This window comes from Streptomyces sp. NPDC005811, assembly GCF_040630405.1.
Lineage (GTDB): Bacteria > Actinomycetota > Actinomycetes > Streptomycetales > Streptomycetaceae > Streptomyces.
Genome location: NZ_JBEXXK010000046.1, coordinates 34,685 through 53,825 on the forward strand (window position 1 = coordinate 34,685; position 19,141 = coordinate 53,825).

The window sequence follows — 19,141 nt, forward strand, 5'->3', positions numbered from 1 at the left end:
CACAGCGTAGGTCCTCGGTCTGACAACGACCCAAACGACCGCAGATGCGACCGGGGGCGGGGACCGCGCCGTCGCGGGGCCGCGCGGCGGCCTCAGGCGCCGTCCTCGCCCGCGGCGGCTTCACCCACCCGGCGCCGGTACACCTCGACGACCCGGGCCAGGGAGTCCCGCAGGTACACCTCCAGCAGCCGCTCCGCCTCGACCCGGTCGCCGGCCTCGAGCGCCTGGAGGATCTGGAGGTTGCGCATGAGGTACGGCTCGTGCAGCCGGCGCGGGTCGTCGACCAGGTGGAAGGCGAGACGCAGCTCCGCGAAGACGCTCCGCATCAGCTCGTCGGTGCGGGCGCTGCCGGCCAGGGCGACCAGCTCGCGGTGGAAGTGGATGTTGGCGGTACCCACCACTTTCCAGTCATTCTCCAGCGAGGCCACCTGGCCCTCGGTGACGGCCGCGCGCAGTCCGTCCAGGGCGTACGGCGGCTCGCCCAGGCTCCGTACGACGGCGCACTCGACGAGCGCGCGCGTGCGGTAGATGTCCTCGACATCCTCGACGGTGAGGACCCGCACGAACACGCCCCGGTTCAGCTCGTGGACGAGCAGCCGCTCGTGCGTGAGCAGCCGGAACGCCTCACGGAGCGTGTTGCGGGAGACCCCGAGCGCGCCCCCGATGCTGTCCTCCGACAGCCGGGTGCCCGGCGGGAAGAAGCCTTCGGCGATCCGGCTCCTGAGGATGTCCGAAACCCGTTCGGCCGTGCTGGTGCGCCCCAGGAGGGCGCGGTCGTCGGCCAGTCCCGCCAGCTGCTCTGCCATGCCCGGAATTCAACCGCAGAACACGAGAACGAAACAACAGGGGTATTGAAGGATCGTTCAACGATCCTCTACCTTCCTGTCCACGACACGACACGACACTGCACGACCCGGCACGGCTCACTCCCCGCACCCTTCGTCATCCCTCTGCGAGGTGCCCCATGAGCACGACCCCTCCACCCCAGGCCCCGAGCCACGACCAGCGCCCCGCCACCGCCGCCCACGCCCCCGATGACGGGGCGTTCGCCTGGCTGCGGGCGCTCGGACCGCGTGGCCGCCGCGCCTTCGCCGGCGCGTTCGGCGGCTACGCCCTCGACTCCTACGACTACTTCACGCTGCCGCTGAGCATGGTCGCCCTCACGGCGTACTTCGGCCTGGACAACGGCCAGACCGGTCTGTTCACCACCGTCACCCTGGTCGTGTCCGCGATCGGCGGCGCCGCCGCGGGCATCGTGGCCGACCGGATCGGCCGGGTCAGGGCGCTGATGATCACGGTGATCACCTACGCGGTGTTCACGGTCGCCTGCGGCTTCGCGCCGAACTACGAGACGCTGCTGGTCTTCCGTGCGCTCCAGGGCCTCGGTTTCGGCGGCGAGTGGGCGGTCGGGGCGATCCTGGTGGCCGAGTACGCGAGCGCCCGGCACCGGGGCCGCACCCTCGGCGCGGTCCAGAGCTCCTGGGCCGTCGGCTGGGGCCTCGCGGCGCTCGTGTACACGCTGGTCTTCTCGTTCTTCGACGACGATGTGGCCTGGCGCGTGATGTTCTGGACCGGCGCGCTGCCCGCGCTGCTCGTGGTGTGGATGCGGCGCCGGGTGAAGGACGCGCCGGAGGCGGCCGCGGCGCGCGAGCGGAGCGCGGTGAAGGGATCGTTCCCGGCCATCTTCAGGGGCCCTCTGCTGCGCACCACGCTCTTCGCCGGGCTGCTGTCCACCGGCGTCCAGGGCGGCTACTACACCCTGGCGACCTGGGTGCCGACGTATCTGAAGTCGGAGCGGGGCCTGTCGGTGGTCGGCACGGGCGGCTATCTGAGCTTCCTGATCTCCGGCGCCTTCCTCGGCTACCTGACCGGTGGCCTGCTCACCGACCGGCTGGGCCGGCGCCGCAACATCTGGCTGTTCGCGCTGCTGTCGGCGCTGTGCATCCTGGCTTACGCCCATATCCCGGACGGCGCCAACACCCTGCTCCTGGTCCTCGGTTTCCCGCTCGGGTTCTGCATGTCGGCGATCTTCAGCGGCTTCGGGTCCTATCTGAGCGAGCTGTACCCGACGGCCGTGCGCGGCACCGGGCAGGGCTTCACGTACAACACCGGTCGCGCCGTCGGTGCCGTCTTCCCCACCACGGTCGGCTATCTGGCCGACAGCTGGGGTGTGGGCGGCGCGCTGGTCTTCGGCGCGATCGGCTACGGGATCGCCGCCCTGGCGCTGCTGGGGCTGCCGGAGACGCGTGGGAAGGAACTGGAGTGAACCGTCCGATCCTCACCGAGGACCGCCCCTCGGCCACCGCGGGAGACGTCCCGCTGACCCTGGTGGACCAGCACGCGCACGCGTGGAGCCCGGAAAGCGCCCGGGCCCGCTTCCGGGAGGGGCTCACGGGCCCCACGGCCGGGGTCGCCGCGGGCCACACCCAGGTGAACCTGATCTCGGTGCCCGCGGACTGGGCGTACGACATGCTCCTGTTCTGCCAGCGCAACCCGAAGCCGTGTCCGGTCCTCGACGTCACCGACGCGGGTGCGTGGACGACGGTCCTGGCCGAGGGCGCCGATCTGCGCACCGATCTGCCGCGCTACCGGGTGTGGGAACACGGCGAGCTGGTGGACGAGCCGACGGACGCGCGCGCGTACTGGCGCGAGGACCTGGTGTCGTTCCTGATCGGGTGCAGCTTCACCTTCGAGTGGGCGCTGTCCGGGGCGGGCGTCCCGATCCGCCACCTCGAACAGGGGCGCAACGTCCCGATGTACGTGACGAACCGTCAGTGCCGGCCGGCGGGCGGACTGCACGGCCCGATGGTGGTGTCCATGCGTCCGGTGCCGCCGCGGCATCTGGCGGCCGCCATCCGGGAGAGCAGCCTGCTCCCGGCGGTGCACGGCAGCCCCGTACACTGCGGCGATCCCTCGGGACTGGGCATCGACGACCTCGGCCGGCCCGACTTCGGCGATCCGGTGGACGCCGAACCGGACGACATCCCGGTGTTCTGGGCGTGCGGGGTCACCCCGCAGGCCGCGGTGATGGCCTCGCGCCCGCCGTTCGCCCTCACCCACGCCCCCGGCCAGATGTTCCTGACCGACGCCCGCGACGAGCAGTACCGCGTGGCCTGAACAGATGCACCAGCACCCGCATTTCAGGACGGATTCCAGGAAGGAACCATGAGCGCGATCGATCTGAACGCCGATCTCGGCGAGGGCTTCGGCCGCTGGCGGCTCACCGACGACGAGCAACTGCTGTCCGTGGTGACGAGCGCCAACGTGGCCTGCGGCTTCCACGCCGGGGACGCGGCCACCATGCGGCGGGTGTGCGAGCTGGCGGCCGAGCGGGGCGTGACGATCGGCGCCCAGGTCTCCTACCGGGACCTGGCCGGGTTCGGGCGGCGCGCCATGGACGTGCCGCCCGCCGAACTGACCGCCGAGGTGGCGTACCAGATCGGCGCCCTGGAGGTCTTCGCCCGGGCTGCGGGCGCGCGCGTGGCGTACGTCAAGCCGCACGGCGCGCTCTACAACCGGGTCGTGCACGACGAGGAGCAGGCCGGCGCGGTGGTCGACGGGGTGCTCCTCGCCGACGCCGCACTGCCCGTGCTCGGGCTGCCCGGCTCGCGTCTGCTGGACGCGGCCCGCACGGCGGGTCTGCCGGCCGTCACGGAGGCGTTCGCGGACCGCGCCTACACCGAGCAGGGCACCCTCGTGCCGCGCGGCCTGGACGGGGCCGTGGTCACCGATCCGGTGACCGTCGTGGAGCGGTCGGTGAGCCTGGCCCGTTCCGGCACGGTCGCCTCCGCCGCGGGGTCGATCATCGAGGTACGCGCGCGTTCCCTGTGTCTGCACGGCGACACGCCCGGCGCGGTGGAGCTGGCGCGCCGGGTCCGGCGGCGGCTGGAGGAGTCCGGGGTGCGCGTGGAGGCCTTCGCATGAGCCTGCGTGTCCTGCCGGTCGGCGACGACGCCCTGCTCGTCGAGGTGGCCTCGGGCGCCGCGGCGGAGTCCCTGCACGCCGAGCTGGTACGGCGGCGCGCGGCCGGACTGCTGACGGTCCGGGAGATCGTCCCGGCGGCCCGGACGGTACTCCTGGACGGCGTGCCCGACCCGGTCCGGCTGGCGTCGGAGCTGACGGCCGCCGAGATCCCGCCCGCTCCCCCGCGGACGGCCGAGGTGATCGAGCTGCCGGTGCGCTACGACGGCCCCGACCTCGCGGACGTGGCCGCCCACTGGGGCGTCCCCGCGCGCGAGGTGGCCCGCATCCACGCGGCGACCGAGTTCCGGGTCGCGTTCTGCGGTTTCGCGCCCGGCTTCGGCTACCTCACCGGGCTGCCCCCGGGCCACGACGTCCCGCGCCGGGCCACGCCGCGCACGGCGGTGCCGGCCGGCTCGGTGGCCCTGGCCGGGCCGTACACGGGCGTGTACCCGCGTGCGTCGCCGGGCGGCTGGCAGCTGATCGGCAGCACGGACGTGGTGCTGTGGGACCACGCGCGCGTGCCGGCCGCTCTGCTCGCGCCGGGCACGCGTGTGCGTTTCGTCGCGGCGGAGCCGGTGGGTGCCGGGTGACGGACCGCGCTCTCTCCGTCGTCCGCGCGGGGGCCCTGACCACGGTGCAGGACCAGGGGCGGCCCGGGCACGCCCACCTCGGCGTGCCCCGCTCCGGCGCGCTGGACGGGCCCGCGGCGGCCCTCGTCAACCGGCTCGTCGGCAATGCTCCCGGGGCGGCGGTCCTGGAGACCACCGTCAACGGCTGCGCCCTGCGGCCCCGCCGCGCGGTCACCGTCGCGGTCGGGGGCGCGCCCTGTCCGGTGACGGTCAACGGGCGCCCGGTCGCCTGGGGCGCGCCGGTACGGGTGCCCGCCGGCGCGGTCCTCGACGTCGGGTCCGCCGTGTCCGGCCTGCGCAGTTATGTGGGCGTGTCCGGCGGCGTCACCGTCGAACCGGTCCTCGGCAGTCGCTCCACGGACCTGCTCTCGGGGCTCGGCCCCGCACCCCTCACCGACGGCACGGTCCTGCCCCTGGGCCCGGAACCCGCCGTGCACGCCCGCGTGGACGTCGCCCCTCAGGCCGCTCCCCCGGCCGAACTCGTCCTGCGCGTCACGCTCGGCCCGCGCGAGGACTGGTTCACACGGGAGGCGGTCCGGGTCTTCACCACGCGCGCGTACCGCGTCTCCCCCGCGAGCAACCGCATCGGCCTGCGCACCGAGGGCCCCCTCCTGGAGCGTGCCCTGCCCGGCGAGCTGGCCAGCGAGGGCATGGTGCTGGGCGCCGTCCAGGTGCCGCCCGACGGCCGGCCGGTGGTCTTCCTGGCCGACCACCCGACCACCGGGGGCTACCCGGTGATCGGGGTCGTCCGCACGGCCGACCTCCCGGCCGCCGCCCAGGCGGTACCGGGCACCCCGGTCCGTTTCGTGGCGGTACGACGGCGATGACGGCGGCGACGGCGATGACGGCGGCCGTGACGACGGCGACGGCAGTGACGACGCCGGTCATGGCGTCCCCGGCCCCGTCGCCGTCACCCTAGGCGGCGTCCGGCTGCGGTTCCGTCGCCGACAGCGCCGCCAGGGCCGCGGAGACCGCCGCCGACGCCCGCAGGTCGAGCCGGGCGCTCGTCCCCCGCGCGCGGTGCCGCATCTCGTCGGCGGCCAGCCCGAGCAGCTGGGGCAGCAGGTCGGTGCAGCGCCGGGCCACCCAGCCGGTGCCGGCCGTCGCCAGCCACCACAGGCTCGCGGACGTCGTCGGCGCCGGGTGCTCCGGCTCGGGCGAGGGCGCGGTGCCGGTGGCGAGGCCCGCCTCGGCCAGCAGCGCGTGGAAGCGCACGGCCAGCTGCCGGTGCCCCCGTTCGCCCGGGTGCAGCCGGTCCGCGCTCCACATCGCGCGGTCGGTCAGCCAGGCGCCCTCCGCCGCGTGCAGATGGACGGCCCCGTACCGTTCGGACAGCGCGTGGACGACCGTGTTGACCGCGCGCTGGCGCCGGGCCAGCGGACGGGCGAGGGCTCCGGGCAGGCCGAGCATGGCCCCCGGGTCGGGCAGGCACGCGGTGAGCAGCACCGCGCCCTGCTCGGCGAAGGCGGCGTACACGGTGTCGAGCCGGGCGGCGACGGCGTGGATGTCGAAGGTGCAGCGGAGGGTGTCGTTGACGCCCACGACCACGGACACCACATCGGGCCGCAGTGCCAGCCCGGCCGGGAGCTGCCGTTCCAGCACGTCCCGCGTCTGCGCGCCGCTGACCGCGAGGTTCGTGAACTCCACGGACTCCTCGCCGAGCCCCCTGGCGAGCAGCGCGGCCCAGCCGCGCCACCCGTCGCCGGCCGGGTCGCCCACCCCCTCGGTGAGGGAGTCACCGAGGGCGACGAAACGGGCCCGTCTCATCCGACCCCTCCGGTCACGACGGAACGCACCCGTACCGTCGCGTCGTGAGCCGCGAGGAACGCCTCCACGGACGCCCCCCACCCGAAGCACTCCGCACGCGCGCGTGCCGCTTCCCGGCGCTCCGGCACCGAGCGCTCCAGAAGGCCCTCCACGGCGTCCGCGAAGGCACCGCCCCGGTCGGCCGCGACCGCGCCCGCCTCGCCGATCACCTCGGGCAGCGCCGAGGACGCGCTCACCACGACCGGCGTCCCGCAGGCCATGGCCTCCAGGGCGGCCAGCCCGAACGTCTCCGCGGGCCCCGGCGCCAGGCACACATCGGCACTGGCCTGGAGTGCGCCCAGGGCGTCCCGGTCGGCGACGTGCCCCAGGAAGGTCACCGGCAGTCCGCGCTCGCGGGCGCGCTGTTCCAGGCGCGGTCGCAGCGGGCCGTCCCCGGCGATCACCAGTACCGCCCGGGCGCCCCGCGTCACCAGCGCCTCCAGGGCGTCCAGCGCGGTACCGGGCCGCTTCTCCACGGACAGCCGGGTGCAGGTGACCAGCAGGATCTCGTCCTCGCGCGCGTGGCGGGCCCGTACACCGGCGTCGTACAGCGAGGGATGCCGTGCGACGAGGTCGACGCCGAGCGGGGCGCGCACCACGTTCCGCGCCCCGATCCGCACGAACTCCCGTTCGGCGAACTCGGTGGTGCAGACCACGCGCGCGTAGGTGTGCGCCGTACGGATGTTGAGCGCGTCGGCGGTGCGCCGGGCGGTGGCCTCGGACAGGCCCCAGGTGCGCAGCACCCCGTCGGCGGTCTCGTGGGAGACCATCACGGCCGGGACCCGGGCGCGCCGCGCCCACTTGCCGGTCCAGCGCAGCGTCGTACGGTCGGAGACCTCCAGGCGGTCCGGCGCGAGGTCCTCCAGGAGGCGGGTGAGGCGGCGCCTGTCGGTGAGGACGCGGTAGCCGCCGGTGCCGGGCAGCAGCGGTCCGGGCAGGGTGATCACCCGGCCCTGCTCGGTGTCGCGGTCGCTCGCCCGCTCACCCGGCACGATCAGGACGGGTTCGTGACCCGCCGCGCGGTAGCCCTTGCCGAGTTCGCGCAGCGCGGTGCGCAGTCCGCCCGAGGCGGGGGCCACGAAGTTGGCCAGGCGGACGATCCGCAGCGGCCCACCGCCCGCGCCTCCGCTCACGCAGCCGGTCGCACCCCCGCCGATCGGTCCGCCGCCGATCGGTCCGCCGCTCACGCCGCCACCACCAGTCGGCGCGCGGCCAGCACGTCCCCGTAGTGGCCGATGAGCTGGTCACCGACGGCGGCCCACGTGCGCCCCTCGACCGTGGCGCGCCCCGCGGCGCCGTACGCCGCGCGCAGGGCCGGGTCGGCCGCCAGGGCCGCCACCGCGTCCCGTACGGCGGCCGTGTCGCGCGGCGGGAAGAGCAGGCCGGTGCGGCCGTGGGCGACCAGGTCCAGCGGGCCGCCGGCGGCGGGCGCGACGACCGGCACGCCGCTGGCCATGGCCTCCTGCACGGTCTGGCAGAACGTCTCGAAGGGGCCCGTGTGCGCGAAGACGTCCAGCGAGGCGAAGATCCGCGCCAGGTCGTCGCCGGTGCGGCGGCCGAGGAAGAGCGCACCGGGCAGCGCCTCGTCGAGGTGGGCGCGGCTGGGCCCGTCGCCCACGACCACGACCCGTACGCCCTCCAGCCCGCACACACCGGACAGCAGTTCGACCTGCTTCTCGGGGGCGAGGCGGCCGACGTAGCCGACGATCAGTTCGCCGTTGGGGGCGAGTTCGCGGCGCAGGGCCTCGTCGCGGAGCTCGGGGCGGAAGCGGACGGTGTCCACGCCGCGCTGCCACAGCTTGACCCGGGGTATGCCGTGCGTCTTCAGGTCGTGCTGGGCGGCGCTGGAGGGCGCGAGGGTGAGGTCGGCGGCGGCGTGCACGGAGCGGATGCGCCGCCAGGCGGTGGCCTCGCCGACCCCCATGTACGTACGGGCGTATCCGGCCAGATCGGTCTGGTAGACGGCGACGGCGGGGATGCCGAGCCGCGCGGCGGCCGTCATGCCGCGCACGCCGAGGACGAAGGGGCTGGCCAGGTGGACCACGTCGGCACGGTGCTCGGCCATGGCCGCGGCGACACGTCGGCTGGGGAGGGCGACGCGGACCTGGGGGTAGCCCGGGAGCGGGAGGGAGGGGACACGGACGACGGGACACGGCGCCGAGGCGTCGGGCCCGGTACCGGCCGCGGTGGCCGGTGCGACGACGAGCGGGGAGTGACCGCGATCTACGAGGTGCCGGGCGGTCTGGAGCGCGCAGTGGGCCACGCCGTTCACGTCGGGGGGAAAGGATTCGGTCACGATGACGACACGCATACCGGTGTTGTCGCCGCCCTGGACGTGGCCGCGTCAACGTGGATCTTTCCTGACGACAAACGTCCCATGAGCGTTGCGCTGCGTGCGCCGGCGCACCCCGGACGGCCCGCGCCGCCGGTGACCGAGCAGGTCGGACGGTGTCCATGCCCGCCTGACCCGTGGGTCATCCGGTGTTCACCGGGCGGGCGCACGTCGGCCGCTCCGGCGGCGCCGGGCCGGTCCCGGGCCTACATCGCGGACGCCGCGTCCGGTCCGATGCGGCTGCGTACGGCCGTCTGGACCTCGGCCTCCTCGGCGGGGTCGACGGCGAGCCGCCGGAGGCGTTCGACGACGCGGGCGTCGCCGGTCTCGGCGTGCCGGGCGGCGATCTCCCGGGTGGCCTCCTCGCAGTCCCACAGGCATTCGACGGCGAAGCCGGTGGCGAAGGAGGGGTCGGTGGCGGCCAGGGCGCGGGCGCAGCGCCCGCGCAGGTGGGAGGAGGCCGTCTCTCGGTAGATGTGCCGCAGCACGGGGGCCGCGCAGACGATGCCCAGGCGTCCGGTGCCGTCGACGAGGGTCCACAGGGTCGAGGCGTCGCAGCCTTCGCCGCGGACTGCCTCGCGCAGGGCGCCGAGGACGAGGTCGCTGTCCTTGGTGGCGCCGCGACAGGCGAGCATGCGTCCGGCGGCGGCGCCGAGGGCGTCGGGCCGGTGGGCCCAGCCGCGGGCCCGCTCGACGGCGGCGACGCTGCGCATGCGTTCGAAGGCGTCGACCGCGGCGTCCACGACGGCGTGGGAGCCGGTGGTCACGGCCTGCTCGACGAGGTTCAGCGCGTCGGGGTCGTTGCAGTCGGCGAGGTAGCGCAGGGCGGTGCAGCGGGCCCCGTCGGTGCCGTCCTTGGCGGCCTGCACGATCTCCGGGCGGTCCTCGGGACCCGCCACGGCGGTGAGGCAGCGGGCGGCGGGGACATGGAGGGCGGCACCGCGCTCCAGGCCCTGCTGCGCCCATTCGAAGACGGCCCGGACGCTCCAGCCGGGGCGCGGTCCGCTGGGACTCATCTGGCGTTGCCAGCGGTCGAAACAGCCGGCTTCCTGGGCGGCACGCACCCGCGTGGAGACGTATTCGCGGGGATCCTCGGCCCAGAGGCGCCAGGGCCGTGGCTCGAAGGCGTCCCGCACGGCGGCGGCCAGTTCGGCCTCGCCCTCGGTGTCGGTGGCGAATCTGGCGAGCACCGGTGCGGCGAGGGCGCGCAGGCCGGCGTCGTCGTCCCGCAGGGCCAGCTCGTCCAGGGCCCAGGCCCAGTTGGTGCCCGTGGCCGCGTACCGGCGCAGGAGCTCCAGGGCGTCCCGCCGGCCGTAGGAGGCCAGGTGGCCCAGGACGGCCAGGGCCAGGCCCGTGCGTGACTCCTCGGTGTCGAAGGCGTCCTCGACGTCGAAGAGGTGCGCCTCGATCTCGTCCAGCTCGCCGCTGAGGTCGAGGTAGAGACGGGCGTAGTAGAGGGAGCGGTTCTCCACCTGCCAGTCGTGGCGGGGATCGCGCAACACACAGTGGTTCAGTGCCGCGAGCGCTTCGGGCCGCGGGGCGGTGAGCGCGTGCAGCGTACCGTCGCCTCGGCCCCTCTGGAGGAGGCCGAGCAGGGTACCGCTGGGCGCTATGACCGGATCGAACATGGGAAACAGCCTCACATCAAGCGTCGACGCAACCGGGGACGTGCATTACCTGGCCGCGTGACAACACGTCGGGGCGCCCGCCGTTTCCTGCTTGCTGTAGACCATTTTCCTCTGCCTCTCGTAGGTGGCCCATGCGGACCGCATCACGGCCCGCGCGGTGCGGCAACACCTGCCCAGCCATCGCGTCCGTGAATCACGTCGTCATGATGACCCGGCGCTTCTGCCTGCCGCGACCGATATTTCCGGCGGCCTTGTACCGCCTCCCCCGTGGTCGTCTGTTTACCTGCTCAGGAAATTCGTATGACCTGATCGCAAGCCGTGGATGCGACGGCTAGGAGCCGCCCGCCCCCTGGGCCGCGAACAGTTCCAGCAACTCGGCCCGGGCGAACATCCGGGCCGTGTCGACGGCCGAGGGGGTGCCCGCGGCCGGGTCCGCGCCCGCCTCCAGAAGGACCTTGATCACGTCCGTCTCCCCCTTGAAGGCGGCCCCGGCGAGCGGGGTCTGCCCCCGGTCGTTGATCCGGTCGGCCTCGGCGCCGCGGGCCAGCAGGGCCCGTACCGCGTCGGCGTGGCCGTGATAGGCGGCGAGCATCACCAGACAGTCGCCGCGATCGTTGGTGAGGTTCGCCGGAACGCCCGCGTCGACATACGCCACGAGCTCCTCGGTCCGCCCCTGCCGGGCCAGATCGAAGATCTTGGTCGCCAGCTCCACGACCTCGGGGTCGGGGGCTTCAGTCATCGGCCTGGACCGCCTCTCGCTCACAGCTCGACTCAACCGTTCAGGTGAATCGCCAGCGTACTGGCTCGTGCCGCACATGCGCGGTCCCGTCCGAGGCAAAGATCACGGAGCAACCCGTTCGCCACAATTCTCCTGCTCAGGCAGCCCAGCAGATGCTCCACCATCAGGGTGAAATGCACGGAAAATCATCCAGTTGCACCTTTTATCGTATGGATACATCCTGTGATCCTGGAAGTACTCATGGTGACTGTCCCCACGCGAACCAGGAGATCCTCAATGATCCTGTCCATGTCAGGCGTCGTCCTGCTCGGCATCATCGTCTTCCTCTTCTTCCGCAAGGACGGACTGAAGGCGTCGCACGCCTGCGTCTCGGCCCTGTTCGGCTTCTACCTGGCGAGCACGGCCATCGCCCCGAGCATCAAGGCGGGCGGCGAGAGCCTGGCCGGCCTGCTCGGCGGCATCAAGTTCTGACGCCGCCCCTCCCGCCGACCGTTCCTTCCGCACGCACGATCAGGAGACAGCAGTGGCCCGGCGCCCCCTCCCCCGCATCCTGAGCACAGGCAGCGCCCAGATCGCCCGGAGCCGGGAGCTGGCCCGGACGGCGGCCGACAGCGCCACCGACGTCCTCCAACCGCTGATCACGATCACGCGCGGTCTGCGCCGGCTGGCCTCGGCCGGGCGGCGCAGATGGGCCGAGACGCCCAAGGACAAGCGCGGCCCGCTGCTGTTCCTGGCAGCCTCGGTGATCCTGGTCGTGGCGCTCGTGCCGTACGGCCCGCTGCTCGCCGTCATCACCCTGATGGCGGCGGCGGCCTGGCAGGGCCGGGACCGCACCCCACCGGATCCCGAAGGCCCCGACGAGTCGCAGACCCAGCGGCTCGAGTCGCTGTACGAGGCCCTGGTCCCGTACTTCTCGACGGCCGAGGACCCTTCTCCCCTCTACGCCCACGGCGGCGAGTGGGAGAAGGCCTTCCCGGCGTACGAGTTCGACGGCTCCGGCCGCATCACCCAGCTCGTGATCCGCTACCCGGCCTACTTCCCGGACGGCGAGGCCGAGCCCCGCGCGCGGGTCGAGCTGCTGCTCACCGCGAAGTCGGGCCGTGGCCGCGAGTACCTCTTCACCTGGGACGAGGAGGGCAACGAACTCACGGTCGGGGTCCTCGCCCCGCTCCCCACCGACATCGCCGCCCAGCGGTTCGTGACGGCGCCGGGCGAGGCCGTCCTCGGCTTCACCGACCCCATCCGCGTGCAGCGCACGCTCCCCCTCACCCACGGCACCGAACAGCGCGACGTCCCTCCGGTCGTCTGGCGCACCGGCGCCCGCTCCACCGAGCCGCATCTGCTGGTCGTCGGCCAGCCCGGCAGCGGCACCTCCACCCTGCTGCGCTCCCTCGCGCTCCAGGCCCTCCCGTACGGCGACGTCCTGATCGTCGAGGGCGGCGGCACCGGCGAGTACGCCTGCCTCACCGGCCGGGACGGCGTCCTGGGCGTCGAGGTCGGTCTCGCGGGGGCGCTGACCGGACTGGAATGGGCGGCCCAGGAGACCGAACGCCGGCTGATCGCGGCCAACCAGGCGCGCCAGGCGGGGCAGACCCCGCCGGAGGACACCAGGCGCCCGCTGTGGATCCTCCTCGACCGGCCCACCGCCTTCTCCCCGCTCGCGGCGGCGGACGGCCGCGAGGACCCGCAGTCCCTGCTCCAGGTTCCGCTGCGGCACGGCCGCGCGGCCGCGGTCACCGTGGTCGTGGCCGAACAGTTCGACAGCCTCGACCTGCTGAGCGAGGCCGTACGGCAGCACACACGCGCGCGTGTCGTGCTCGGGCCCGCCTCGGCGGGGCGACTGGCCGCGGTCCTCGGCGCCCCTCCGCACACCACGCCCGTGGAGCAGGTTCCGCCGGGGCGGGGGTACGCACGGCTGGGGACGGGGCCGGTGCACCGGCTCCAGGTGCCCGCCACGCCGGATCCGTACGACGACGCGACGAGCGAGGCGCAGCGGCAGGCGGTGCTGGAGCTGCTGCCGCCGCGGAGCACACCGGCGGACGAGGGGCCGGTGGCCGTGGAAGCGGCAGTCGTGGCCGAAGCCTGAGAAGCCACGGCACGTACCCTCGCCGGCTCCGTTAGGTCGGGTCCGCAAAGTCCCGAGCGCACGCTCCCCCACGCTCGGCTGTACTCGGCGGGCGGGGCCCCCACGACGCCGCAGGGCCCGACCTTCGGGCGGACGACGGGACTTCGCGGACACGACCTAGGCCACGAACGTACGCGGTGCCTCGCCGCCCGCCGTCCCTCCGTTCCGGACGATCTTCGCCGCCGCCGCCAGGCGGGCTGCGGCTTCGTCCGCCACCGCGCCGCCCACCGTGAAGGGAAGGCGGACGAATCCCTCGAAGGCGCCGTCGACCCCGAAGCGCGGGCCCGACGGGACGCGGACCCCGACCCGCTCGCCCGCCTCGGCGATGCGCGAGCCGGACAGGCCGCCGGCCCGGACCCAGAGCGTCAGCCCGCCCTTCGGCACGGCGAACTCCCAGTCGGGCAGCTCCCGCCGGAGCGCCGCGACCAGGGCCTCCCGGTTCTCCCGGGCCTGAGCCCGCCGCAGATCGACGGCCTGCTCCCAGCCACCGGTGCTGAACAGCCAGTTCACCGCGAGCTGCTCCAGCACGGGGGTGCCCAGATCGGCGTAGGCGCGGGCCGCGACCAGGCTGCGGATGACGTCCGGGGCCGCCCGTACCCAGCCGATGCGCATCCCCGCCCAGAAGGCCTTGCTCGCCGAACCGACCGTGATCACCGTCGACCCGGCGGGGTCGAAGCCGCACACGGGCCGCGGCATCTCGACGTCGTCGTCCAGCCACAGCTCGGTCATCGTCTCGTCGGCGACCAGCACGGTCCCGGCCGACCGGGCCGCCTCCACCAGCCGGCGCCGCTGGTCCTCGTCGGCCAGGGCGCCGGTCGGGTTGTGGAAGTCGGCGACGACGTACGCGATCCGCGGCGCGGCCTCGCGCAGCACCTGGCGCCAGCGGTCCATGTCCCAGCCGGAGAGCCCCTCGGCCATGGCGACGGGCACCAGCCGGGCCCCCGCCTCCCGCATGAGCTGGAGGATGTTGGCGTAGGAGGGCGACTCCACGGCGATGCGTTCGCCGCGCCCGCCGAAGAGATGGCAGATCGCGTCGATGGCGCCCATGGCACCGGTCGTCACCATGATCTGCTCGGGCATCGTCGGGATCCCGCGCGCGGTGTAGCGGTCGGCGATCATCGAGCGCAGCGCGGGCAGGCCCGCCGGATAGTCGCCGTGGGTGTGGGCGTAGGGAGGCAGCTCCTCCAGGGCGCCCTGGACGGCGCGGGTGAGCCAGGGCTCGGGCGCCGGGAGGGCCGCGCAGCCCAGGTCGATCACCGAGCCGAGGGCCTCAGGCGGCAGGGGCTCCAGCCCGCGCGCGGGCAGCGGATTGCCGGCCGGGACCGCCGTCCAGCTGCCCGCCCCGCGCCGGGACTCCAGGAAGCCCTCCGCGCGCAGCGCCTCGTAGGCGGCGGCGACGGTCGTCCGGCTCACGGCGAACGACAGGGCCAGTTCGCGCTCGGCGGGCAGGCGCGCGGCCACCGGGACCCTGCCCTCCAGGACCAGCAGCCGGATACCGTCGGCGAGCGCCCGGTAGGCGGGCGGACGACGGGTGCCGGGGCCGGCCGGGCGGTCCTGCTGGGACTTGAGCAGCCGCGCGAGCTGGGCGGCCCCCACCGCAGAGGTCCACTGCGCCATTGATACCAGTCCACCTTCCCCGAATTGGCCATGGATGACGATTCCTTCCAAGCCACAGAGTGTCATGCGTCAGGCCACTACCACCACCAGGGGGCTTCCCTTGTCCACGCCGGCCCGGTCCACCAGGGGACCTCTCGTCCGCCGACTGCTCCAGCTGTACGTCGGGCTCGCCCTGTACGGTGCCAGCGCCGCGCTGCTCGTCGAGGCGGGTCTCGGCCTGGAGCCGTGGGGTGTCCTGCACCAGGGCCTGGGCAAGCTCACCGGTCTGACGATCGGTGTCGTCTCGATCGTCGTGGGCGCGGTGGTGCTGCTGCTGTGGATCCCGCTGCGCCAGCGCCCCGGCCTCGGCACCGTCTCCAATGTCTTCGTGGTCGGTCTCGCGATGGACGGCACCCTGGCCCTGGTCCCGGAGGTGCACGCCCTGGCGGTGCGCGTTCCCCTCCTGCTGGCCGGTGTCCTGCTCAACGGGGTGGCCACCGGCCTGTACATCACGGCCGACTTCGGGCCGGGTCCGCGCGACGGGCTGATGACCGGTCTGCACCGGCGCACCGGCCGCTCGATCCGGCTGATGCGGACGGCGATCGAGGTGGCGGTCGTCGTGACCGGATTCACGCTCGGCGGCACCATCGGCGTCGGCACCCTGCTCTACGCGCTGTCCATCGGCCCTCTCGCCCAGTTCTTCCTGCGGGCGTTCGCCGTTCCGAAGGCATCCGACGGCAGCACGGTCGTTGCCACGGGGACACCCCATGGGGCGATACTGCGCAGGTGACCACGCTCATACGCCACCCCTACCTCGACCATCCGGGGCCCATCCCGTTCGCGCACCGCGGCGGGGCCGCGGACGGTCTGGAGAACACCGTGGCGCAGTTCCGGCGCGCGGTGGAGACGGGGTACCGCTACATCGAGACCGATGTGCACGCCACCCGGGACGGCAAGCTCGTCGCCTTCCACGACGGGACGCTGGACCGGGTCACCGACGGCGCCGGCCGGATCGCCGACCTGCCGTGGGCGGACGTACGGCACGCGCGCGTGGCGGGCAGGGAACCGGTGCCGCTCTTCGAGGAGCTGCTGGAGACCTTCCCCGAGGTGCGCTGGAACGTGGACATCAAGGCGGAGCCGGCGCTGCATCCCCTGCTCAACCTGATCGCGCGCACCGGCGCCTGGGACCGGATCTGCGTGGGCTCGTTCTCCGAGGCCCGGGTCGTGCGCGCCCAGCGGCTGGCCGGGCCGCGCCTGGCGACGTCGTACGGCACCCGGGGTGTGCTCAATCTGCGGCTGCGGTCCTGGGGCGTGCCCGCGGTGCTGCGGCCCTCGGCGGTGGCGGCGCAGGTGCCCGAGGCCCAGTCGGGCATCCAGGTCGTGGACCGGCGTTTCGTCCGGGTCGCCCATGCGCGGGGGTTGCAGGTGCACGTGTGGACCATCAATGATCCCGATGCCATGCACCGGCTCCTGGACCTGGGAGTCGATGGCATCATGACCGATCACATCGACACGTTGCGCAAGGTCATGGAGGACCGGGGCGTCTGGGTCTGACCCGCCGCACACCGTCGTCGCCCGCCTTCGCACCAGCGGGAAGCGAGGGCACGGGTGGGCACCGACACCGTGCGGACGACGGCGTCCGACGAGGCCGCCGGGCGGCGGCGCGAACAGCGCGGCTGGTACTTCTACGACTGGGCCTGCTCCGTCTACTCGGCGAGCGTGCTCACCGTGTTCCTGGGGCCGTATCTGACGTCGGTCGCCAAGGAGGCGGCGGACGCGGACGGGTATGTGCATCCGCTCGGCATACCGGTGCGCGCGGGGTCGTTCTTCGCGTACTCCGTGTCCCTGTCGGTGATCCTTGCGGTGGTGGTGATGCCTCTGGTGGGCGCCGCCGCCGACCGCACCGGGCGCAAGAAGCCGCTGCTGGGGGTCACCGCCTACGTGGGCGCCACGGCGACCACCGCCATGTTCTTCCTGGGCGGCGACCGCTATCTGCTCGGCGGGGCGCTGCTGGTCGTGGCGAACGCGTCCATGTCGGTCGGCACCATGCTCTACAACTCCTATCTCCCGCAGATCGCCCCGCCCGAGGAACGCGACGCGGTCTCCTCGCGCGGCTGGGCCTTCGGGTACGCGGCCGGTTCGCTGATGCTGATCGTGAACCTGGTCCTCTATCTCGCCCATGACTCCTTCGGCGTCTCGGAGTCGACGGCCGTGCGCATCTGTCTGGCCTCGGCGGGCGTGTGGTGGGGCGGGTTCGCCGTCATCCCGCTGCGGCGGCTGCGCGACCGGGGCCGCACCGAGCCGGACGCGCGGCGCGAGGCCACGGCTCCGGGGCTGCGCCAGCTCGCGGCGACGATCCGCGACATGCGCCGCCACCCCCTCACCCTCTCCTTCCTCCTCGCGTACCTCATCTACAACGACGGCATCCAGACCGTGATCTCCCAGGCCTCGGTCTACGGCTCCGAGGAACTCGGCCTCGGCCAGTCCACGCTCATCGGCGCCGTCCTGCTGGTCCAGGTGCTGGCCGTCGCGGGCGCCCTGGGCATGGGGCGGCTGGCCCGGACGTACGGCGCGAAGCGGACGATCCTCGGCTCGCTGGTCGCCTGGACGCTCACCCTGGGCGCCGGGTACTTCCTGCCGGCCGGGGCCCCGGTGGGCTTCTTCCTGCTGGCCTCCGCGATCGGGCTGGTCCTCGGCGGCAGCCAGGCGCTGTCCCGGTCCCTGTTCTCCCATCTCGTGCCGCCGGGCAAGGAGGCCGAGTACTTCTCCGCGTACGAGATGAGCGACCGCGGGATGAGCTGGCTCGGGCCCCTGCTGTTCGGGATCACCTACCAGTTCACCGGAAGTTATCGGGACGCGATCATCTCCCTGGTGGCCTTCTTCGTCATAGGGTTCGTGCTGCTCGCACGGGTTCCGGTACGGCGGGCGATCGGGGCCGCCGGAAATCCGGTACCCGAGAAGATTTAGCGCTCAAGGCGAAAGGGCGGTAGTGTACGCGTTTGGCCTGCCAGGCGTACCGTTACTGCGCGTCAAAGATGCCGAAACGCTGGGTGACATCTCCTTTCAGATGTGACAAACCGGGCGCCGGTGGGTACTGCACTGGTTGACAAGGCTGCGGCTACGACGGCGACGCAGGACCCGGAACGGGACTCGGAACGGGAATCTTTACCGCCGACCGGACGTTGACCGGATGACGACGACAGCGACACCTGTCCTGTGGGCGACAAGCCCGGGAGGCACGATTCATGAGTGAGCGAGCTCTTCGCGGCACGCGCCTCGTGGTGACCAGCTACGAGACGGACCGCGGTATCGACCTGGCCCCGCGCCAGGCCGTGGAGTACGCATGCGAGAAGGGGCACCGGTTCGAGATGCCCTTCTCGGTCGAGGCGGAGATCCCGCCGGAGTGGGAGTGCAAGGTCTGTGGTGCCACTGCACTCCTCGTGGACGGCGACGGCCCTGAGGAGAAGAAGGCCAAGCCCGCGCGTACACATTGGGACATGCTGATGGAGCGGCGGACCCGCGAGGAACTCGAAGAGGTCCTCGAGGAGCGGCTGGCCGTTCTGCGGTCCGGGGCGATGAACCTTGCGGTACATCCCCGGGACAGCCGCAAGTCGGCCTAGCGGGAAAGCCGGTATTTCAGCGCACGCACATGACCGCGGGCGCCGTACGTGTCTCACGTACGGCGCCCGCGGTCGTTGTGCTGCCTATCGCTCGTCCCCCTGCTCGTCCCGGATGACCTCGCCCTGGACCACCTTGCCGTCGGGGCGGTGGATACGGGCCTGCTGGAAGGCGTCACCCAGGGAGCCGGGGGCCGCGGCGGCGAGGAACCTGCGCTCGGCGTAGGAGCCGATCGCCTTCTGGACCGGCGGGAGCAGCAGAAGCAGGCCGGCCGCGTCGGAGATCAGGCCCGGGATCATCAGGAGCAGGCCGCCGAGCATCATCAGGCCGTTGCCGGAGCCCTTCGAGGGGGAGCCGCCCTGCTGGAGGGCCTCGTTGAGGTTCCGGAAGGCGCGCCGGCCCGCGCGCTTGATGACCACGGAGCCGAGGACGAAACCGGCGACGAGCAGGAGGAAGACCACGAACCCGCTCGTCGCGGCCGCGACCGTGGACAGCAGCCAGATCTCCAGCACCAGCCAGGTGGCGAGCCCGAGCGGCAGGTACGTCCGCAGGCGCGAGCGCCGGGGGCGGGTGGGGGTGGAGTCGGAGCCGGAAACGGGGTAGGTCGGGATCGGAGCGCCAGTCGTCATGCTTCCAGTGTGCCCGGACCCGGCTCAGAGCGGCATAAAAGGACGATCAGCCCTCGCTGTGGGGCTTCGCCGTCGC

General features: G+C 73.3%; 19 protein-coding genes. 11 read left to right on the forward strand and 8 right to left on the reverse strand.

What is annotated here, in order from left to right; translation table 11 throughout:
- Nucleotides 1–92: 92 nt before the first annotated feature.
- Complete coding sequence (locus ABZ490_RS37575; RefSeq protein WP_359000877.1) at nucleotides 93–806, reverse strand: GntR family transcriptional regulator; 714 nt, start codon at nucleotides 804–806, stop codon at nucleotides 93–95.
- A gap of 158 nt (nucleotides 807–964) precedes the next feature.
- Between ABZ490_RS37575 and ABZ490_RS37580 the strand changes: the two genes are divergently transcribed.
- From ABZ490_RS37580 to ABZ490_RS37600, 5 genes are read left to right on the forward strand one after another with little or no spacing between them, the layout of a single operon-like run.
- Nucleotides 965–2,266, forward strand: a complete 1,302-nt coding sequence (locus tag ABZ490_RS37580) for an MFS transporter (RefSeq protein WP_359000880.1) — start codon at nucleotides 965–967, stop codon at nucleotides 2,264–2,266.
- On the forward strand, nucleotides 2,263–3,117 hold the full coding sequence (locus tag ABZ490_RS37585; protein ID WP_359000883.1) for a putative hydro-lyase: 855 nt from the start codon (nucleotides 2,263–2,265) through the stop codon (nucleotides 3,115–3,117). The genes ABZ490_RS37580 and ABZ490_RS37585 overlap by 4 nt, the downstream gene beginning before the upstream one ends.
- A 48-nt stretch (nucleotides 3,118–3,165) precedes the next feature.
- A complete protein-coding gene (locus ABZ490_RS37590) occupies nucleotides 3,166–3,924 on the forward strand; it encodes a 5-oxoprolinase subunit PxpA (protein WP_359000886.1) in 759 nt (252 codons plus the stop codon).
- Nucleotides 3,925–3,926: 2 nt separating this feature from the next.
- A complete protein-coding gene (locus tag ABZ490_RS37595; protein WP_359001052.1) occupies nucleotides 3,927–4,553 on the forward strand; it encodes an allophanate hydrolase subunit 1 in 627 nt (208 codons plus the stop codon).
- Complete coding sequence (locus tag ABZ490_RS37600) at nucleotides 4,550–5,419, forward strand: biotin-dependent carboxyltransferase family protein (protein WP_359000888.1); 870 nt, start codon at nucleotides 4,550–4,552, stop codon at nucleotides 5,417–5,419. Before ABZ490_RS37595 ends, ABZ490_RS37600 begins: the two co-directional genes overlap by 4 nt.
- An 88-nt stretch (nucleotides 5,420–5,507) precedes the next feature.
- Here the strand turns inward: ABZ490_RS37600 and ABZ490_RS37605 are convergent, their stop codons facing one another.
- The 5 genes from ABZ490_RS37605 to ABZ490_RS37625 form a co-directional block, all read right to left on the reverse strand.
- Nucleotides 5,508–6,359 (reverse strand): SGNH/GDSL hydrolase family protein, encoded by an 852-nt coding sequence (locus ABZ490_RS37605; protein ID WP_359000891.1) that lies wholly within the window; start codon nucleotides 6,357–6,359, stop codon nucleotides 5,508–5,510.
- Nucleotides 6,356–7,531: a glycosyltransferase gene (locus tag ABZ490_RS37610; RefSeq protein ID WP_359001054.1), complete on the reverse strand. Its 1,176-nt coding sequence runs from the start codon at nucleotides 7,529–7,531 to the stop codon at nucleotides 6,356–6,358. Before ABZ490_RS37610 ends, ABZ490_RS37605 begins: the two co-directional genes overlap by 4 nt.
- Before the next feature lie 50 nt (nucleotides 7,532–7,581).
- Nucleotides 7,582–8,709: a glycosyltransferase family 1 protein gene (locus ABZ490_RS37615; RefSeq protein ID WP_359000894.1), complete on the reverse strand. Its 1,128-nt coding sequence runs from the start codon at nucleotides 8,707–8,709 to the stop codon at nucleotides 7,582–7,584.
- Between the two features lie 227 nt (nucleotides 8,710–8,936).
- Entirely contained in the window at nucleotides 8,937–10,358 is a 1,422-nt protein-coding gene (locus tag ABZ490_RS37620) for a HEAT repeat domain-containing protein (RefSeq protein ID WP_359000897.1), read from the reverse strand.
- 331 nt (nucleotides 10,359–10,689) lie between these two features.
- Complete coding sequence (locus ABZ490_RS37625; RefSeq protein WP_359000900.1) at nucleotides 10,690–11,097, reverse strand: ankyrin repeat domain-containing protein; 408 nt, start codon at nucleotides 11,095–11,097, stop codon at nucleotides 10,690–10,692.
- A gap of 276 nt (nucleotides 11,098–11,373) precedes the next feature.
- Between ABZ490_RS37625 and ABZ490_RS37630 the strand changes: the two genes are divergently transcribed.
- Together ABZ490_RS37630 and ABZ490_RS37635 are read left to right on the forward strand one after the other, a co-directional pair.
- Complete coding sequence (locus ABZ490_RS37630; RefSeq protein WP_055638461.1) at nucleotides 11,374–11,568, forward strand: hypothetical protein; 195 nt, start codon at nucleotides 11,374–11,376, stop codon at nucleotides 11,566–11,568.
- A gap of 52 nt (nucleotides 11,569–11,620) precedes the next feature.
- The gene (locus ABZ490_RS37635) at nucleotides 11,621–13,183 is read left to right on the forward strand and encodes a hypothetical protein (RefSeq protein ID WP_359000904.1); all 1,563 of its coding nucleotides are present in this window, start codon (nucleotides 11,621–11,623) and stop codon (nucleotides 13,181–13,183) included.
- Nucleotides 13,184–13,339: 156 nt separating this feature from the next.
- Here ABZ490_RS37635 and ABZ490_RS37640 read toward each other — a convergent pair whose 3' ends face one another.
- Nucleotides 13,340–14,839 carry a PLP-dependent aminotransferase family protein gene (locus ABZ490_RS37640; RefSeq protein WP_359000907.1) on the reverse strand — a complete coding sequence of 500 codons (1,500 nt, stop codon included), beginning with the start codon at nucleotides 14,837–14,839 and terminating at the stop codon, nucleotides 13,340–13,342.
- Nucleotides 14,840–14,903: 64 nt separating this feature from the next.
- On the opposite strand from ABZ490_RS37640, the gene ABZ490_RS37645 reads away from it, so the two are divergent.
- The 4 genes from ABZ490_RS37645 (at nucleotide 14,904) to ABZ490_RS37660 (ending at nucleotide 18,438) form a co-directional block, all read left to right on the forward strand.
- Nucleotides 14,904–15,608 (forward strand): hypothetical protein, encoded by a 705-nt coding sequence (locus tag ABZ490_RS37645; RefSeq protein ID WP_359000910.1) that lies wholly within the window; start codon nucleotides 14,904–14,906, stop codon nucleotides 15,606–15,608.
- A complete protein-coding gene (locus tag ABZ490_RS37650; RefSeq protein WP_359000915.1) occupies nucleotides 15,605–16,372 on the forward strand; it encodes a glycerophosphodiester phosphodiesterase in 768 nt (255 codons plus the stop codon). The genes ABZ490_RS37645 and ABZ490_RS37650 overlap by 4 nt, the downstream gene beginning before the upstream one ends.
- Before the next feature lie 54 nt (nucleotides 16,373–16,426).
- Nucleotides 16,427–17,785 (forward strand): MFS transporter, encoded by a 1,359-nt coding sequence (locus tag ABZ490_RS37655; protein WP_359000919.1) that lies wholly within the window; start codon nucleotides 16,427–16,429, stop codon nucleotides 17,783–17,785.
- 278 nt (nucleotides 17,786–18,063) lie between these two features.
- Nucleotides 18,064–18,438 carry an RNA polymerase-binding protein RbpA gene (locus ABZ490_RS37660; RefSeq protein WP_055637205.1) on the forward strand — a complete coding sequence of 125 codons (375 nt, stop codon included), beginning with the start codon at nucleotides 18,064–18,066 and terminating at the stop codon, nucleotides 18,436–18,438.
- An 84-nt stretch (nucleotides 18,439–18,522) separates the two neighbouring features.
- Here the strand turns inward: ABZ490_RS37660 and fxsA are convergent, their stop codons facing one another.
- Entirely contained in the window at nucleotides 18,523–19,065 is a 543-nt protein-coding gene (gene fxsA / locus ABZ490_RS37665; protein WP_359000923.1) for an FxsA family membrane protein, read from the reverse strand.
- Nucleotides 19,066–19,141: the final 76 nt, after the last annotated feature.

What these genes read in the sequence shown, in the direction of transcription:
- ABZ490_RS37575 (WP_359000877.1), bottom strand. Translation starts at nt 806, where the DNA reads ATGGCAGAGCAGCTGGCGGGACTGGCCGACGACCGCGCCCTCCTGGGG.
- ABZ490_RS37580 (WP_359000880.1), top strand. Translation starts at nt 965, where the DNA reads ATGAGCACGACCCCTCCACCCCAGGCCCCGAGCCACGACCAGCGCCCC.
- ABZ490_RS37590 (WP_359000886.1), top strand. Translation starts at nt 3,166, where the DNA reads ATGAGCGCGATCGATCTGAACGCCGATCTCGGCGAGGGCTTCGGCCGC.
- ABZ490_RS37605 (WP_359000891.1), bottom strand. Translation starts at nt 6,359, where the DNA reads ATGAGACGGGCCCGTTTCGTCGCCCTCGGTGACTCCCTCACCGAGGGG.
- ABZ490_RS37615 (WP_359000894.1), bottom strand. Translation starts at nt 8,709, where the DNA reads ATGCGTGTCGTCATCGTGACCGAATCCTTTCCCCCCGACGTGAACGGC.
- ABZ490_RS37620 (WP_359000897.1), bottom strand. Translation starts at nt 10,358, where the DNA reads ATGTTCGATCCGGTCATAGCGCCCAGCGGTACCCTGCTCGGCCTCCTC.
- ABZ490_RS37625 (WP_359000900.1), bottom strand. Translation starts at nt 11,097, where the DNA reads ATGACTGAAGCCCCCGACCCCGAGGTCGTGGAGCTGGCGACCAAGATC.
- ABZ490_RS37630 (WP_055638461.1), top strand. Translation starts at nt 11,374, where the DNA reads ATGATCCTGTCCATGTCAGGCGTCGTCCTGCTCGGCATCATCGTCTTC.
- ABZ490_RS37640 (WP_359000907.1), bottom strand. Translation starts at nt 14,839, where the DNA reads ATGGCGCAGTGGACCTCTGCGGTGGGGGCCGCCCAGCTCGCGCGGCTG.
- ABZ490_RS37645 (WP_359000910.1), top strand. Translation starts at nt 14,904, where the DNA reads ATGCGTCAGGCCACTACCACCACCAGGGGGCTTCCCTTGTCCACGCCG.
- ABZ490_RS37660 (WP_055637205.1), top strand. Translation starts at nt 18,064, where the DNA reads ATGAGTGAGCGAGCTCTTCGCGGCACGCGCCTCGTGGTGACCAGCTAC.
- fxsA (WP_359000923.1), bottom strand. Translation starts at nt 19,065, where the DNA reads ATGACGACTGGCGCTCCGATCCCGACCTACCCCGTTTCCGGCTCCGAC.